We start from the raw sequence: 15,508 nt of genomic DNA, 5'->3' as shown, positions 1-15,508 counted from the left end.
CTCAGCCTCCGCTGGTCCTGGCGGCGGGGAGTCGGGGGAGCAGGCCGGTGCCCGGCTGGTAGTGCACGGGCACCGGGTCGCTGATCGCACCGACGAACTCACCGTCGACGTGGTCGACGAAGCCGATCAGGGACCAGCCGTCGCCGTCGGGCACCAGCCGTGGCGCGTACAGGTTCGGCAGCGCGATCGGCTGCGCGGCGGCCACGTCCCAGGGGCCCTGGACGGTGGGGGCGGGCACCACCCAGAGTTGGTGCTCGGGGCCGTCGGCGACGGCGTTGGTGCAGAACAGCAGCAGCGGCTGGCCGTCCACGACGGCGACCTGGGGCACCTCGAGGTGACCGAAGCCGGCCGGTGCGGACAGTGGCGGCTTGACGGTCCAGGTCAGCAGGTCCGGGGAGGTGGCGTGGCCGATGACGCCGCGTTCGGCGGCGGGTCCCTGGTTGGCCCGGGCGGTGATGAGCATGTGCCAGCCGTCGCCGGCCGGGTCCGGGAACACCCACGGGTCACGCCAGGCCTGCTCGTACCACATCTGGGGGTCGAGCAGCTCGTACCAGGTCGGGTCGGCCTCCACGAGCGGGCCGTCGCCGTGCCGGTGCCAGGTGATCAGGTCGTCGGAGACGGCGAGGCCGACGCGCTGGACGAGACCGTCCTCCGCCCGTCCGACACCTGTGTAGAACAGGTACCACCGTCCGTCCGGGCCACGGACCGTGCAGCCGGTCCAGGTCGCCAGGTCGTCCCAGGCGGGGGAGTCGGCGGGCACCAGCGCGTCGGGGACGAGCCGCCAGGAGCGGAGGTCCGCCGATACGGCGTGACCGATCGAGGCGCGCCGGTGGCGGCGGTGCGGGTCGAGCAGGGCCCGGGAGGCACGCAGGAAGAACGCGTGCCACGAACCGTCGTCGTCCTGGGCGTACCAGCTGTCCCACACCCAGTGGTCGGGCAGACGTAGCATGGCGGGGAACGTACCACTAAATCGGTTTAGCGGCTAGCACCGCACTGCCGTCAGTCGTGCTCTGCAGCAGGTGAGCCGGCCGGCGCGGCGACCGACCGGCGCCGCCGCAGCGGCATCGGCACGAGCGACTGCGCCGGGGCCTCGCCGTCGAGCAGCAACTCCACCGCCCGTCGCCCCATCTGCTCGTGCGGCAGGGCGGCCGTGGACAGCCGCGGGCGCAACCACGAGGCGGTGGGGTCGTCGTCGAAGGAGATCACCGAGATGTCGTCGGGGATGGTCAACCCCGCCTCGCCGAGCGCCTGGTACGCGCCGAAGGCGAGCCGGTCGTTCATGCAGATGATCGCGGTCGGCCGGTCCGGCCGGGCCAGCAGCGCCCGGGTCGCGGTGTAGCCGTGTTCCGGCAGCCACTCGGGACAGAAGCTCTCGACGAGCAGCGAGACCCCGGCGGCGGCGAGGGTGGCTCGGATGCCGCGCAACCGGGCCTCGGCGGCCAGCGAGATCTCCGGATCACGTTCCTTCTGCCGGTTGCGCCCGATCAGTGCGATCCGGTCCCGGTGGCCGCACCCGAGCAGGGTCTCGGCGATCGCGGCGGCCGCCCCCTCGTCGTCGGGCAGCACGCAGGGCAGGTCCTCGGCGCTCGTCGCGTTGAGCAGCACGACCGGCCCACTGAGGATCGCCGGCGGCACGGACAGGCGGCGGGTGGCCATGGCGGCGTAGATGACGCCGTCGACCTGGCGGTCCAGGATCGCCTCGATGGCGTACCGCTCGAACGTCGCGTCGCCCTGGGTCTCGGTGATGAGCAGGACGTGGTCGCGCTCGCGGGCGGCGTCCAGCGCGCCGCGGATCAGGCCACCGGCGAAGCGGGTGGTGGCCACGATGTCGGAGACGAACGCGATGGTGGCGGTCTTGCGGGTACGCAGACTGCGCGCGGCCACGTTGGGCCGGTAACCGAGTTCCTCGGCCGCGGCGAAGACCCGCTGGTGCGCCTCGGCGGACAGTCGGGTGCCCTCCCGCCCGTTGAGCACCATCGAGGCGGCGGTCTTGGACAGCCCTGCCCGCTTGGCGACATCGGCCAGGGTTGCTCGGTCGCGGCCCATCAGTCCTCCGATCGCGGCGGTCCGTCGCGCGCCGCCGTCCCATCATGATGCGTTGCGGCAAAGGACCGATCACCGGCGGGCGGCCTGGCCGGCGTCGGACCCGCCAGGTGAACCGGTTGTTTCCGGACCGTTGCCAACTGCTCCTTGACAGTGCCCGGCATCACGCGCATGCTCTGCTAAATCAGTTTAGCGACGTAGTTGAGCCGCTGGCGGAGGACGTAATCCGCCATTTTGTCATTGGATACCGCGAGCCGGAGTCCCGGCGCGTCGTCCCACCCGGCCGAAGGTCGATCCGTGGGGCGCGCGGACCGTCAGACGGCGAGGCACGCGGACGAGTCAAGGAGCATTGAGGTGCCGGAGTTCTCGACCAGGTTCACTCGACGCCGGCTGGCACTACTCGTGCCGCTGCTAACCGCCGGCCTGACCATCACCGCCTGTAGCGCTCCGGGCACGGAGCAGACCCCGTCGGGCGATGCCGACGCCGCGGTCAGCACCGAGCTCGGCACCGACCCGATCACCTTGGAGATGTACGCCGAGACCGGCTTCCCGCTGGCCAAGGCGCTCGCCGACGAGTTCACCAAGCAGCACCCGAACGTCACGTTCAACGTCCGCGAAGACCAGTTCACCGTCATCGTGGAGAACGCCCCGCGCGTCCTGGCCTCGGACAACGCGCCCGACATCATCCGGCTGCCCACCATGGTCGACCTGGTCAAGGACGGCCTGCTGAAGAACCTGGACCCGTACTTCGACGCCCATGGGTGGGACAAGTTCCCCGCCTCCCAGCTGGTGCAGCTGCGGCTCACCGATGGTGGCGCCCAGCGTGGCAGCGGCTCCCTCTACGGCATGGGGCTGGGCTACAGCGTCACCGGCGTGTTCTACAACAAGAAGCAGGCCGAGCAGATCGGCATGACCCAGCCGCCGGCCACCATCGCCGAGTTCGAGGACCTGCTGGCCAAGGCCAAGGCGGCGAACCTCCAGCCGATCATGCAGTTCAACAAGAACACCGCAGGCATCAACTTCCCGCACCAGGCGCTGCAGAACCAGTTCGGCGACCCGCAGCAGATCGCCGACTGGATCTTCCAGAAGCCGGGTGCCACCTTCGACACCCCGGCCGCGCTCAAGGCCACCGAGAGCATCCAGAAGTGGGCCCAGGCCGGCTACTTCCCGAAGGACGCCAACGCCATCGACTACACCGCGATGATGGGCGAGTTCATGAAGGGCAACGGCGTGTTCATGTTCAACGGCGACTGGGAGTCGGCGAACCTGGACAAGAACATGGCCGGCAACGTCGGCTTCTTCCTCTTCCCGGGTGAGACCCCCGACGCCAAGCGGGTCGCGATGTCCGCGCCGAACACCTTCGGCGTCGGGGCCAAGGCCAAGAACGCCGACGCCGCCGCGTACTTCCTGAACTGGGCGCACACCAACGACAAGGCCCGGGAGATCTCGGTGAACGTCGGCGGCTCGCACCCGGGCGGCCCGAGCACGTCGGCGCTGCCGGCCGTGGGCGAGGGCACCGTGCTGGCCGAGACCCTCAAGGCCTCGCAGCAGCTCGGCGCCGACAACGGTGCCGTCGACTTCACCGCCAACGCCACCGGCGGCATCTTCGCCTCGGCGATCACCCCGGAGATGCAGAAGCTGATCGCCGGCCAGCAGAACCCGCAGGGCTACGTCAAGGCGGTGCAGGCCGAGTACGAGAAGGAACTGTCCCGCTGACCTCTTCCCCGGCCCATGGGCCGGGGAAGCCACGGAAGGAATCCGATGACGTCTGCCCTCGGCAGCGTCCCCGCCGGGCCGGGCACCGCGACCCGGCCCGGCGGGGCGGACCCGGCGCGACCCGCGCGCCGAAACCGTAGGGGTCGCCCGACCAGGTGGATCGGGTGGCTCTGGGTCCTGCCCGCTCTGCTCATGTACGGCTTCTTCGTGCTGCGCCCGCTCGCGCTGACCGTGCAGTACTCGCTGTACCGCTGGAACGGCATCGGGCCGGCCCAGTGGGTCGGGTTCGACAACTACCTGACCGTCTTCACCGACCGGGACCTGCTGAAGATCATCACGAACGCGTTCGTCCTGATCATCTTCTTCAGCTTCATCCCGGTCGTGCTCGGTCTGCTGGTGGCCAGCCTGGTACGGCGGATCACCACCGGACCGGGCGGCACCCTGGTCCGTACCGTGCTGTTCCTGCCGCAGGTGATCCCGCTTGTCGCGGCCGGCATCGCCTGGAGCTGGGTGCTGTCCAGCAACGGCCTGGTCAACCAGCTGCTGCGGGCCGTCGGCCTGGACCGCGTCACCCGTCCCTGGCTCGGTGAGTTCAGCACCGCGCTGCCGGCGGTCGGGGTGATCGGGACCTGGATCATGCTCGGCCTCTGCACCATCCTGCTGGTCACCGGCATGAGCAAGATCGACCCGTCGCTCTATGAGGCGGCCCGGATGGACGGTGCCGGCCCGATCCGCGAGTTCTTCGCGGTGACCCTGCCCAGCCTGCGCCAGGAGATCGGCGTCTGCCTCACGGTGACCGTCATCGCGGCACTGGCCAGCTTCGACATCGTCTACATCTCCACAAGCGGCGGTCCGGGCATCCAGACCACCGTGCCGGGCCTGGAGATCTACCGGCTCGCCTTCTCCCAGCGGCAGGTCGGGCTCGCCTCCGCCCTGGGCGTGGTGCTGATGCTGCTGGTGCTGGTCTGCGTGCTGCCGATCCAGCGGCTGACCCGAGGGGAGAAGCCATGAACCTGACAAGTCGCAGCGAGCGGGTGAGCGGGCGGATCTTCCTGATCGCACTCGTCGTGGTCACCCTGCTGCCGTTCCTGAGCATGCTGTCGGCGGCGCTGCAACCGCGCGGCACCGTACCCACCGGTCTGGCCTGGCCGTCGGACCCACAGTGGAGCAACTTCGCCGACGCCTTCACCGCCGCGAACATGGGCGCCCTGCTCAAGTCCAGCATGCTGATCGTGGCCGGGGTGGTGCCGATCGGCGTGCTCATCGCGACAATGGCCGGCTTCGGCCTCGGTCACCTGCGGGTACCCGGCGGTCACATCGCCTTCGGACTGCTGCTGCTCGGGCTGACCCTGCCCTTCGAGGCGGTGGTCACGCCGCTGTACTACCAGATGCGTGACCTGGGCCTGCTCAACACCCGCTGGGCGATCATCCTGCCGCTGATCGGCCTCTACATGCCGTTCGCGGTGTTCTGGATGCGGGCGCACTTCACAAACGTGCCGGCCGAACTGTCCGAGGCGGCGCGGGTCGACGGCAGCAACACCTGGCAGTTGTTCTGGCGGATCCACGTGCCGCTGGCCCGCCCGGCGATCGCCTCGCTGACGATCCTGCTGTTCCTCTGGACCTGGAACCAGTTCCTGCTCGCCATCGTGATGGTCGACGATGCCACCAAGCGGACCATGGCTGGTGCGCTCGGCGCTTTCCAGGGACAGTGGGGGACGGACCTGGTGCTGCTGTGCGCCGGGTCGTTGTTGATCCTCACCCCCACACTCATCGTGTTCCTGATCTTCCAGCGGCAGTTCATCAAGGCCCTGCTTCAGGGCTCAGTGAAGGGATAGCGGGTTGACCGACACCCAGATCCACGGTGACGTCGCCGACGGCTTCGGCCGGGTCGCCGACGTGTTCCGTGACAACTTCACCCACCGGCAGGAGGTGGGCGCCGCGGTCGCCGTCTACCGGCGCGGACGCAAGGTCGTCGACCTGCACGGCGGGTCGGCCGACCCCCGCTCGGGGCGACCGTGGACCGCCGGGACACCGGCCGTCGTCTTCTCCTGCACCAAGGGGATCATGACGATCTGCGCGTACCTGCTGGTCCAGCAGGGCCGGCTGGACCTGGACGCCCCGGTCACCCGCTACTGGCCCGAGTTCGGCCAGAACGGCAAGGCGGAGATCCCGGTCCGCTGGCTGCTCACCCACCAGTCCGGCCTGTCGGCGCTGGACAAGCCCTTCACCCGGGAGGAAGTGCTCGCCTGGGATCCGGTGATCCAGGCGATCGAGGTGCAGGCGCCACTGTGGAAGCCGGGCACCGCGCACAGCTATCACCCGATCACCTTCGGCTGGCTGATCGGTGAGGTGATCCGCCGGATCACCGGTGAGCTGCCCGGCGTCTGGTTCGCCCGGGCCCTCGCCGAGCCGCTCGGCCTGCGTACCTGGATCGGGCTGCCGGCCGCCGAACGCGACGCGGTCGCCTGGATGCTGGGGCCGATCGGGGACCCCGGCCCGGAGATCGACCCGATCTCCGAACGCGCCATCACCATGGGCGGGGCTTTCCCCTTCCCGGCCGACGAGAACAACGAGGTCAGCTTCAACGACCCGGCCATCCAGGCGGCGCAGGTCCCCGGCGCGGGCGCGGTCAGCACGGCCGAGAGCCTCGCCCGGCTCTACGCCGCCTGCGTGTCGGAGATCGACGGACCCCCGCTGCTCACCACCGCGTCCGTCGACGACGCGATCGCCGTCCGCGCCGCCGGCCAGCAGGTGTACGGCCACCCCGACGCCGGACACCAGTGGGGCACCGGGTTCCTCGTGCACTCGCTGCCCCGGCCGATGCTCGGGCCACGCAGCTTCGGCCACGACGGTGCCGGCGGGCACCTGGCCTTCGGTGACGACGCCCACCAGGTCGGCTTCGCTTACGTGGTCAACCAGATGGGCGGCTTCGACGACGAACGAGCCAACCTGCTCAGCGCCGCGGTGCGCGACTGCCTGGGGGAGTAGGACACCCGACGCCACGGCCGCACCCCCCGGCCGTGGCGTCGGCGTCACCCCTCGTGGCCGGTTCAGTCCAGGCAGAACTCGTTGCCCTCCGGATCGGCCATCACGATGAAGCCGCTCTCGAACGGCGGCGCGGGTTCGACCCGGCGTAGCCGGCTCGCGCCAAGCGCCACCAGCCGATCACACTCGGCCTCCAGCGCGGTCATCCGCTCGTCGCCCTGCAATTCGGGCGCGACCCGCACGTCGAGGTGGACCCGGTTCTTGGTGACCTTGTCCTCCGGTACCTGCTGGAAGAACAGCCGGGGACCGCGCCCGTCCGGGTCCTCGATGGCCGATCGTGTGTTGCGCTGCTCCGGCGGCACCCCGAGTCGGGCGAGGAAGTCGTCCCACGCGGCCAGCGGGTCAGCGCCGTCGGGCAGGTCTACCCCGGGCGGACCCGGATGTACGTAGCCCAGCACGTCCCGCCAGAACGACGACAGTGCCGTCGGGTCATGGGCGTCGAAGGTGACTTGGATGTGGCGACTCATGCCCCCAGCCTGCCAGTGACGTCGGTCTTCGGTGGGCCGTCCCGGGGACGATTCGGGACGAGGGCTGACAATCACCGGGCGTCGATGTTAGCGTTCCCGGAGCGCCTCTTCGACGGGAAACAGTGGTCGATCGGCGACCGGTTGTGACCGCCAACATCGGCGGGTGAACCGTTCGCCCCGCTGAGTCGTCACCGCGCACAATCATCAGACCTATCGGCGTGTCTTCGTCGCGGATCCGCGTGTCTAGTGCCGCATCCGCCTCGGGATCGAGGCGTTGACGTTACGCCACGGAAACGTATAACGTCCGATGTCTAGGCCGCCTTGATGTCTGATCCTTCGCCATCCCCGTCCGACCCGCGTCGCCGCCGTCCCCGGGCGCGACCGTGTCGATGACTTCCCGATATGGAGGAACGGCAATGAACCGTAGGGCTCTGCTCGGTATGGGGGTGGCCACGATGCTCGCCGCGTCGGCCACCTTCGCCGCCGGCTGCGGCAACGACGCGACCGGCGGGTCCGGCTCCGAACTGCTCGTCGGGGTGGACTACCCGCGCTCCGACACCGACTTCTGGAACTCGTACATCACCTACGTGCCGCAGTTCGCCTCCGAGCTGGGGGTCGACCTGAAGACCACCAACTCGCAGAACGACATCGCGAACCTGATCTCGAACACCCAGACCTTCATGAGTCAGGGGGTCAAGGGCGTGGTGATGGCGCCGCAGGACACCGCGGCCATCGCGCCCACGCTGGCCCAGCTCGACGACAAGAAGATCCCGGTGGTCACCATCGACACCCGACCGGACACCGGCAACGTGTTCATGGTGGTCCGCGCCGACAACCGCGCGTACGGGACGAAGGCCTGCCAGTTCCTCGGCACCAAGCTCGGCGGCAAGGGCAAGGTGGTGATGCTCCAGGGCGGCCTCGACTCGATCAACGGCCGGGACCGCACCGAGGCGTTCAACGAGTGCATGCAACGGGACTTCCCCGGCATCACCGTCTTCGGCGAGGCCACCGACTGGAAGGCGGACGTGGCGGCGTCGAAGCTGCAGACACGGTTCGCCTCCGACCCGGACATCAAGGGCATCTACATGCAGTCGTCGTTCGCCCTCTCCGGCACGCTGCAGATCCTCAAGCAACGCGGTCTCCAGGTGCCCCCGACCGACCCCAGGCACGTCTTCGTGGTCTCCAACGACGGCATCCCCGAGGAGCTGAAGAACATCGGCGAGGGTCTCATCGACGCCACTGTCAGCCAGCCCGCCGACCTCTACGCCAAGTACGGGCTGGAGTACGTCAAGGCGGCGATCGAGGGCAAGACGTTCCAGCCCGGCCCGACCGAGCACGGCAGCACCATCATTCAGGTGCGTGACGGGCTGCTGGAGGACCAGTTGCCAGCGCCGCTGGTGACCCTGGACGGCGCGCCGATCGGCGGCGAGCCCACCACGAAGTTCGACGACGCCTCGCTGTGGGGCAACAACGGATGAGCGCCACCCGGCAAGCCCCGAGCGACGGGCCGGTCGGCGACGACCAGCCCGTCGTCGAGGCGGTGAACGTCACCAAACGCTTCGGATCGACACTGGCCCTGTCCGAGGCCGGCATCGTGGTCCGGCGCGGGGAGACCCACGCCCTGGTCGGGCGCAACGGTGCCGGCAAGTCCACGCTTGTCGGCATCCTCACCGGCCTGCAGGCGGCCGACGAGGGCCGGGTGCTCTTCGGCGGCGCTGCGGCACCGCCGCTCGGCGACCGCGACGCATGGCGACGGCAGGTCGCCTGCGTCTACCAGAAGTCGACGATCATCCCGGCCCTGACGGTGGCGGAGAACCTGTTCCTCAACCGGCACGCCCGCGGGCCGGGCCGGCTGATCCGCTGGAACACCCTGCGCCGGCAGGCCCAGGAGCTGCTCGCCGAATGGTCGGTCGACGTCGACGTACGCCAGCCCGCCGCGACGCTCACCGTCGAGCAGCGGCAGTTCGTGGAGATCGCCCGGGCACTGTCCTTCGGGGCCCGGTTCATCATCCTCGACGAGCCGACCGCCCAACTGGACGGCGCGGGCATCGGGCGGTTGTTCGCCCGCATCCGCGACCTGCGCGCCCAGGGCGTGACGTTTCTGTTCATCAGCCACCACCTGCAGGAGATCTACGAGATCTGCGACCAGGTGACGGTGTTCCGCGACGCCCGGCACATCGTGACCGCCCCGGTGGCGCAGCTGAGCCGGCCGGCGCTGGTGGCGGCCATGACGGGCGAGGACGTGAGCATGCCCGAGGCGGCACCTCGGCCGCCGTCGCGCGAGGTGCCGGTGCTGGTGTCGGTACGCGACCTGGTCACCGCCTCCGGCGCGCAACTGTCGCTGGAGGCGAGGGTCGGCGAGGTCGTCGGGATCGCCGGTGGCGGCGGCAGCGGCAAGGTCGAGGTGGCCGAGGCGATCGTCGGACTGGCCCGCCCGGCGGGCGGGACGATCACCGTCGACGGCCGGCGGTTGCGTCCCGGCAGCGTGCCCGACGCGCTGGCCGCCGGCGTGGGTCTTGTCCCGCAGGACCGGCACCGGGAGGGACTGGTGCCGCTGCTGTCCATCGCGGAGAACGTCACGATGACCGTGCCGCACCGGGTCGGCAGGCGGGGTCTCATCTCCCCGGCGCGCCGCGACGCCCTCGCCCGGCAGAGCATCGCCGACCTCGCGATCAAGGCGGCCGGCCCGCAGGTGCCCGTCGCGGAGCTGTCCGGCGGCAACCAGCAGAAGGTGGTGATGGGCCGGGCGCTGGCCAGTGACCCGAAGCTGCTGGTGCTCATCACGCCGACCGCCGGTGTCGACGTGCGGTCCAAGCAGACCCTGCTCGGCGTCGTCGAGCAGGTACGACGCCGCGGCACCACCGTGCTCGTCGTCTCCGACGAGGTCGACGACCTGCGGATCTGCGACCGCGTGCTGGTGATGTTCCAGGGACGGGTCGTCCGCGAGATGGCCCACGGCTGGAGCGACAACGATCTGGTAGCCGCCATGGAAGGGGTGGATCTCCACCATGTCTGAGACGCTGTCCACCGCCGCGTCACCGGCTGCCGCGCCACCACCGTCGGCCGGGCCGCCGTCGCGGACGCTGGCCATCGCCCGACTGCGGGACCTGGCCCTGGTGCCGGCGATCATCGCGGTCGCGATCGTCGGCTTCGTCGTCAACCCGGTCTTCCTCAGCTCCGACAACATCATCAACGTGCTGCAGAGCATGTCGGAGATCGCGATAGTGGTGCTCGCCCAGACGATCGTGCTGATCACCGGGAAGATGGACCTGTCCCTGGAATCCACCTTCGGACTCGCCCCCGGCATCGCCGCCTGGCTGGTCATCGACCCGGCCCTGACCCGCGGCCTCGGGCTCGACGTGCTGCCGTCGGCCTGGGCGGTCCCGGTCGTGCTTGCCGTCGGCGCCCTCGTCGGCGCCTTCAACGGCCTGCTCATCGTCCGGTTCGGCCTCAACGGGTTCATCGTCACGCTGGGCATGCTCATCGTGCTGCGCGGACTGCTGACCGGCATCTCCGGTGGCAAGACCTTCTTCGCCCTGCCCGAGTCGATGACCTACCTGGGCTCGGCGAGCTGGGTCGGCGTACCGGTGTCGATCTGGGTGTCGTTGCTGCTGTTCGCCGTCGGCATCGTGGTGCTGGGCTACACCCGGGCCGGTCGGGCGCTCTACGCCATCGGCGGCAACGTCGACGCGGCCCGCGCCGCCGGCATCCGTACCGACCGGGTGCTGTGGATCGCGCTGATCGTCGCCAGCATGCTCGCCGCCCTGGCCGGGCTGCTGATCAGCGGTCGGCTCGCCTCGGTGCCCGCGGCGCAGGGCAGCGGCGCCATCTTCCAGGTGTTCGCCGCCGCCGTCATCGGTGGGGTCAGCCTCAACGGCGGCAAGGGCACAGTGTTCGGCGCCTTCACCGGTGTCCTGCTCCTGTTCATGATCATCAACGTGTTGACGCTGGCCGGTGTGCCCGCACAGTGGACCAACTTCCTCAACGGCACGGTCATCCTGGTGGCCCTGGTGGTCTCCCGCATCACCGGAGGCAAGGCCCAGACATGAGGTGCACCGCTGCGGCGCCCCGACCGGCGAGCACCCGGCACAGGCAGGTCAGATGTCCGATCCCACAGGAGCCCCGGTGACTGAACTCATCTCGTCCGTAGAGACCATCGACGTACGATTCCCCACCTCCCGGCACCGGGACGGGTCGGACGCGATGAACCCGTTCCCGGACTATTCCGCCGCGTACGTGCTGCTGCGTACCACCGCCGGGGCCGAGGGGCACGGTCTGGTCTTCACGGTGGGGCGCGGCACCGAGATCCAGGTGGCGGCGGTGCAGTCGTTGGCCGCCATGGTGATCGGCCAGTCGGTCGACGAGCTCGTCGCCGACCCCGGCGCGTTGGCCCGGCGACTCGTCGGCGACAGCCAGATCCGCTGGCTGGGCCCGGAGAAAGGCGTGGTGCACATGGCCGCCGGCGGCCTGGTCAACGCGGTATGGGACCTGGCCGCCCGGCGGGCCGGTCAGCCGTTGTGGAAGCTGCTGGCCGACCTCACCCCGGAACAACTCGTGGCCCAGGTGGACTTCCGCTACCTGCGCGACGCCCTCACCGAGCAGGAGGCGGTGGCGCTGCTGCGGGCCGCCGCCGACGGCCGCGCCGAGCGCGAGCGGATCCTGCGGACCGAGGGCTACCCGGCATACACCACCACACCCGGCTGGCTCGGCTACGACGACGAGAAGCTGGCCCGGCTGTGCCGGGAGGCAGTCGACGCGGGGTACCGCCTGATCAAGCTCAAGGTCGGCGGCAACCTGGCCGACGACATCCGCCGGATGGGCATCGCCCGGCAGGCGGTCGGGCCGCACGTGCGCATCGCGGTGGACGCCAACCAGGTCTGGGGCGTACCCGAGGCGATCGAGTGGATGCGTGAGCTGGCCGTGTTCGACCCGTACTGGATCGAGGAGCCGACCTCGCCCGACGACGTGCTGGGCCACGCCGCCGTACGCGCCGCCCTGGCACCGGTGAAGGTGGCCACCGGCGAGCACGTGCACAACGCGGTGATGTTCAAGCAGTTGCTCCAGGCCGACGCGGTCGACGTGGTGCAGATCGACGCGTGCCGGGTCGCCGGCGTCAACGAGAACCTGGCGATCCTGCTGCTTGCCGCCAAGTTCGGGGTGCCGGTCTGCCCGCACGCCGGTGGCGTGGGCCTGTGCGAGTTGGTGCAGCACCTGGCCATGTTCGACTTCGTCGCGCTCAGCGGCAGCACCGACGAGCGGGCCATCGAGTACGTCGACCACCTGCACGAACACTTCGTCGATCCGGTACGCATCAGCGACGGCCGTTACCTGGCCCCCACCGCGCCGGGCATGAGCGCCCAACTCGTGCCCGCCGCGCTTGCCGACTACCGCTACCCCGACGGCCCGGAGTGGGCCGCCCCGACCATGGCGGGAGCGCCGGCATGATCATCGACGCGCATCACCACCTGTGGCGGCCGGAACGCGGCTACACCTGGCTCGACGAGCCCGAGCTGGCGGTCATCCGCCGGCCGTTCACACCGGAGGACCTGACCGCCGAGCTGAGCGCGACCGGGGTGTACGGCACGGTGCTCGTCGAGGGTGGTCGCTGCCATCGCGACGAGGCGGCCGAGTTCCTCGGCTACGCCGCCGACACCGCGCCGATCCTGGGAGTGGTGGCCTGGCTCGACGTGGCCGGCGGTGACGTCGCCGAGACCATCGCCGGATACCGGCGGCTGCGCGGTGGCGAGTTGCTGGTCGGGCTCCGCTCGCAGGTGCAGGGGGAGACCGACCCCGACTACCTCGATCGGCCCGAGGTACGCCGGGGACTGGCCGAGATCGCCGCCGCCGGCCTGGTGTTCGACCTGGTGATCCGGGCCGATCAGCTGCCCGCCGCGGCCCGGGCGGCCCAGGCGCTGCCCGAACTCCGGTTCGTCCTGGACCACCTCGGCAAGCCCCGCGTCGACGAGGGTGCGGCGGGACTGCGCCGGTGGCGTGCGCCCTTCGGCGACCTGGCGGCCCACCCGAACGTGACCGCCAAGCTCTCCGGCCTGGTGACCGAGGCGGCGCCGCACTGGACGCCGGACGACCTGCGGCCGTTCGTCGAGGAGGCGGTGAAACAGCTCGGCGCGGATCGTCTGATGTTTGGCTCGGACTGGCCGGTGTGCCTGCTCAGGTCGGATTATCCGGGCGTGCGGCGGGCCCTGGAGGCGGCCCTGCCGACGCTCACCGACCGGCAGCGCAACGAGATCTTCGCCGGCACCGCGGTACGCACCTACGGACTGTCCGTACCGTCGATCCGCCCCGCCGGAGCGCCCGGATGAGCGCGTCGCTGGGCCTTCGCCGCGTTGGCCGCGAGCACCGTACGCAACCACGCCTCGGAGGTGTTCACGTGGATCAGCGCGCTGGCCTGGGCGAGCAGCTGGTCCCGCGAACGCAGGGCGAGATAGATGGCGTGGTGTTCGTCGATCGTCTTGTGTGCCGCGTTGCCCTCGATCAGGCCACGCCACACCCGGGCCCGCAGCGTACGGCTGGAGAGCCCGTCCAGCAGCGAGGTGAGGGTCTCGTTGCCGGTGGTCGCGATGACGGTGTGGTGGAAGGCGGTGTCGAACTGGATCAGCTTCTCGGCGTCGTCGGCCGCGGCCCGCATGTCCTCCAGGATCTGGGCCAGTTCGTCGAGTTGGGCGTCGGTCATCCGCAGCGCCGCCAGGCCGGTGGCCACCGGCTCCAGCATCCGGCGCACCTCCATGACCTCCAGCAGGGTGTCGTCGCGCAGCAGTTCGACCGCCAGGCCCAGCCCTTCCAGCAGCAGTCGCGGAGCGAGACTTGTGACATAGGTGCCGTCACCGCGCCGTACGTCGAGCACCCGGGCCGACTCCAGCACCTTCACCGCCTCCCGGACGCCGCTGCGGGAGAGCCCCATCTGGGCGGCCAGTTGTGGTTCCGGTGGCAGCCGGGCCCCCGGCGGCAACTCACCGCTCTGGATCATGCTCCGGATCTTCGCGATCGCGTCGTCGGTAAGTGCCATCCACGCCCCCTTCGGACCGGCCCGCCTCGCGCCCTCGGCTCGGATCCACCGGCGGTGACCGGTACCAGCATCCACCACTATAGAGACATCGGACGTTTGTCGTCGTCGCGGTCCGCCGTGCCGCCCGGGCAGCGGGACCGGCGTCCGGTCACGTCCGTCGACAAGCACCTGACCGAGGAGGCGGCGTGAACCGCAGCGCGTACTACGTCGGCGACCAGACCTTCGTCGTCAAGGAGGCCGACCCGGTGCCGCCCGGCCCCGGGCAGGTCCGCATCGAGGTCGCCTACACCGGGATCTGCGGCACCGACCTGCACATTGCCCACGGCGCGATGGACCAGCGGGTCCAGCGGCCGGCGGTGATCGGACACGAGATGTCGGGCCGTATCGCGGAGTTGGGCGCCGGTGTCGAGGGCCACCGGGTGGGGGACCCGGTGACGGTGATGCCGCTGGACTGGTGCGGCGACTGTCCCGCCTGCCGTGCCGGGCACACCCACATCTGTCACCGGCTCAACTTCGTCGGCATCGACTCGCCCGGTGCGATGCAGCGGTCCTGGACGGTGCCGGCGCGGATCCTGGTGCCGCTGCCCGAAGGGCTGTCCCTGGCCCACGCCGCGCTGGTGGAGCCGACCGCGGTGGCCGTGCACGACGTACGGCGGTCCCGCCTGGTCGCCGGTGAACACGCGGTGGTCATCGGCGCCGGCCCGGTCGGGCTGCTCATCGGCACCGTCGCGCGGACGACCGGTGCCCAGGTGACCGTGCTCGAACTCGACCCGCGGCGGCGTCAACTCGCCGCCGACCTCGGCCTGTCCGCGGTGGATCCCGCGACTGTCGACGTCGCCGGCTACGTCCGCGAGGTGACCGGGGGCGCCGGTGCCGAGGTGGTGTACGAGGTGTCCGGATCAGCCGCCGGTGTCCGTACGGCGACGGACCTGCTCGCCGTACGCGGGCGGTTGGTCGTGGTGGCGATCCACCCCGCCCCCCGCGAGGTGGACCTGCACCGGATCTTCTGGCGCGAGCTGGAGGTGATCGGCGTACGCGTCTACGAGCGCGCGGACTACGTCGAGGCGGTCCGTCTGGTGCACGGTGGTCAGGTGCCGGCCGACCGGCTGATCTCCCGCATCGTGCCGTTGACCGAGGTGGCGCAGGCGTTCGAGGCACTGGCCACCGGTGGCGACGTCAAGGTGCTCGTGGACTGTGGAGGAGACGCGTGACG

General features: G+C 70.4%; 14 protein-coding genes. 10 read left to right on the top strand and 4 right to left on the bottom strand.

The window, feature by feature from the left end; all coding sequences use genetic code 11:
- Position 1 precedes the first annotated feature (1 nt).
- Together C1A38_RS20485 and C1A38_RS20480 are read right to left on the bottom strand one after the other, a co-directional pair.
- Positions 2-949 carry a glycoside hydrolase family 68 protein gene (locus C1A38_RS20485; protein WP_102659374.1) on the bottom strand — a complete coding sequence of 316 codons (948 nt, stop codon included), beginning with the start codon at positions 947-949 and terminating at the stop codon, positions 2-4.
- A gap of 50 nt (positions 950-999) precedes the next feature.
- Complete coding sequence (locus C1A38_RS20480; RefSeq protein ID WP_102659373.1) at positions 1,000-2,046, bottom strand: LacI family DNA-binding transcriptional regulator; 1,047 nt, start codon at positions 2,044-2,046, stop codon at positions 1,000-1,002.
- Positions 2,047-2,397: 351 nt separating this feature from the next.
- On the opposite strand from C1A38_RS20480, the gene C1A38_RS20475 reads away from it, so the two are divergent.
- Genes C1A38_RS20475 through C1A38_RS20460 form a run of 4 tightly spaced genes read left to right on the top strand, consistent with a single transcriptional unit; the run spans position 2,398 to position 6,747 of the window.
- Positions 2,398-3,759 carry an ABC transporter substrate-binding protein gene (locus C1A38_RS20475; RefSeq protein ID WP_013733642.1) on the top strand — a complete coding sequence of 454 codons (1,362 nt, stop codon included), beginning with the start codon at positions 2,398-2,400 and terminating at the stop codon, positions 3,757-3,759.
- A gap of 45 nt (positions 3,760-3,804) precedes the next feature.
- Entirely contained in the window at positions 3,805-4,770 is a 966-nt protein-coding gene (locus C1A38_RS20470) for a carbohydrate ABC transporter permease (RefSeq protein ID WP_102659372.1), read from the top strand.
- Positions 4,767-5,594 carry a carbohydrate ABC transporter permease gene (locus C1A38_RS20465; protein WP_013733644.1) on the top strand — a complete coding sequence of 276 codons (828 nt, stop codon included), beginning with the start codon at positions 4,767-4,769 and terminating at the stop codon, positions 5,592-5,594. The genes C1A38_RS20470 and C1A38_RS20465 overlap by 4 nt, the downstream gene beginning before the upstream one ends.
- Positions 5,595-5,598: 4 nt before the next feature.
- A complete protein-coding gene (locus C1A38_RS20460; protein WP_102659371.1) occupies positions 5,599-6,747 on the top strand; it encodes a serine hydrolase domain-containing protein in 1,149 nt (382 codons plus the stop codon).
- 62 nt (positions 6,748-6,809) lie between these two features.
- Here C1A38_RS20460 and C1A38_RS20455 read toward each other — a convergent pair whose 3' ends face one another.
- On the bottom strand, positions 6,810-7,271 hold the full coding sequence (locus tag C1A38_RS20455) for a VOC family protein (RefSeq protein ID WP_102659370.1): 462 nt from the start codon (positions 7,269-7,271) through the stop codon (positions 6,810-6,812).
- 416 nt (positions 7,272-7,687) lie between these two features.
- Between C1A38_RS20455 and C1A38_RS20450 the strand changes: the two genes are divergently transcribed.
- Genes C1A38_RS20450 through C1A38_RS20430 form a run of 5 tightly spaced genes read left to right on the top strand, consistent with a single transcriptional unit; the run spans position 7,688 to position 13,591 of the window.
- Positions 7,688-8,749 (top strand): sugar ABC transporter substrate-binding protein, encoded by a 1,062-nt coding sequence (locus C1A38_RS20450; protein WP_233196925.1) that lies wholly within the window; start codon positions 7,688-7,690, stop codon positions 8,747-8,749.
- Positions 8,746-10,287, top strand: coding sequence for a sugar ABC transporter ATP-binding protein (locus C1A38_RS20445; protein ID WP_102659368.1), 1,542 nt, complete (start codon positions 8,746-8,748; stop codon positions 10,285-10,287). Before C1A38_RS20450 ends, C1A38_RS20445 begins: the two co-directional genes overlap by 4 nt.
- Complete coding sequence (locus C1A38_RS20440) at positions 10,280-11,320, top strand: ABC transporter permease (protein WP_102659367.1); 1,041 nt, start codon at positions 10,280-10,282, stop codon at positions 11,318-11,320. The genes C1A38_RS20445 and C1A38_RS20440 overlap by 8 nt, the downstream gene beginning before the upstream one ends.
- A 52-nt stretch (positions 11,321-11,372) precedes the next feature.
- Positions 11,373-12,716 carry an enolase C-terminal domain-like protein gene (locus tag C1A38_RS20435; protein ID WP_102659394.1) on the top strand — a complete coding sequence of 448 codons (1,344 nt, stop codon included), beginning with the start codon at positions 11,373-11,375 and terminating at the stop codon, positions 12,714-12,716.
- A complete protein-coding gene (locus C1A38_RS20430; protein ID WP_199180268.1) occupies positions 12,713-13,591 on the top strand; it encodes an amidohydrolase family protein in 879 nt (292 codons plus the stop codon). Before C1A38_RS20435 ends, C1A38_RS20430 begins: the two co-directional genes overlap by 4 nt.
- On the opposite strand, the gene C1A38_RS20425 is transcribed toward C1A38_RS20430, so the two are convergent.
- Entirely contained in the window at positions 13,543-14,295 is a 753-nt protein-coding gene (locus tag C1A38_RS20425) for a FadR/GntR family transcriptional regulator (protein WP_102659365.1), read from the bottom strand. The genes C1A38_RS20430 and C1A38_RS20425 overlap by 49 nt on opposite strands.
- Before the next feature lie 185 nt (positions 14,296-14,480).
- On the opposite strand from C1A38_RS20425, the gene C1A38_RS20420 reads away from it, so the two are divergent.
- A complete protein-coding gene (locus tag C1A38_RS20420; protein WP_102659364.1) occupies positions 14,481-15,506 on the top strand; it encodes a zinc-dependent alcohol dehydrogenase in 1,026 nt (341 codons plus the stop codon).
- Positions 15,507-15,508 lie beyond the last annotated feature (2 nt).

The organism is Verrucosispora sp. ts21 (assembly GCF_002879555.1).
In the GTDB taxonomy this organism is placed as follows: domain Bacteria; phylum Actinomycetota; class Actinomycetes; order Mycobacteriales; family Micromonosporaceae; genus Micromonospora; species Micromonospora gifhornensis.
The sequence above is the reverse complement of the archived record's forward strand: the minus strand, read 5'-3'. Positions and strand labels throughout refer to the sequence as shown.

Bases quoted from the DNA above. Each gene is read 5' to 3' on its own strand.
- C1A38_RS20485 (WP_102659374.1), bottom strand. From the start codon at position 949: ATGCTACGTCTGCCCGACCACTGGGTGTGGGACAGCTGGTACGCCCAG.
- C1A38_RS20480 (WP_102659373.1), bottom strand. From the start codon at position 2,046: ATGGGCCGCGACCGAGCAACCCTGGCCGATGTCGCCAAGCGGGCAGGG.
- C1A38_RS20470 (WP_102659372.1), top strand. From the start codon at position 3,805: ATGACGTCTGCCCTCGGCAGCGTCCCCGCCGGGCCGGGCACCGCGACC.
- C1A38_RS20465 (WP_013733644.1), top strand. From the start codon at position 4,767: ATGAACCTGACAAGTCGCAGCGAGCGGGTGAGCGGGCGGATCTTCCTG.
- C1A38_RS20455 (WP_102659370.1), bottom strand. From the start codon at position 7,271: ATGAGTCGCCACATCCAAGTCACCTTCGACGCCCATGACCCGACGGCA.
- C1A38_RS20450 (WP_233196925.1), top strand. From the start codon at position 7,688: ATGAACCGTAGGGCTCTGCTCGGTATGGGGGTGGCCACGATGCTCGCC.
- C1A38_RS20445 (WP_102659368.1), top strand. From the start codon at position 8,746: ATGAGCGCCACCCGGCAAGCCCCGAGCGACGGGCCGGTCGGCGACGAC.
- C1A38_RS20440 (WP_102659367.1), top strand. From the start codon at position 10,280: ATGTCTGAGACGCTGTCCACCGCCGCGTCACCGGCTGCCGCGCCACCA.
- C1A38_RS20435 (WP_102659394.1), top strand. From the start codon at position 11,373: ATGTCCGATCCCACAGGAGCCCCGGTGACTGAACTCATCTCGTCCGTA.
- C1A38_RS20430 (WP_199180268.1), top strand. From the start codon at position 12,713: ATGATCATCGACGCGCATCACCACCTGTGGCGGCCGGAACGCGGCTAC.
- C1A38_RS20425 (WP_102659365.1), bottom strand. From the start codon at position 14,295: ATGGCACTTACCGACGACGCGATCGCGAAGATCCGGAGCATGATCCAG.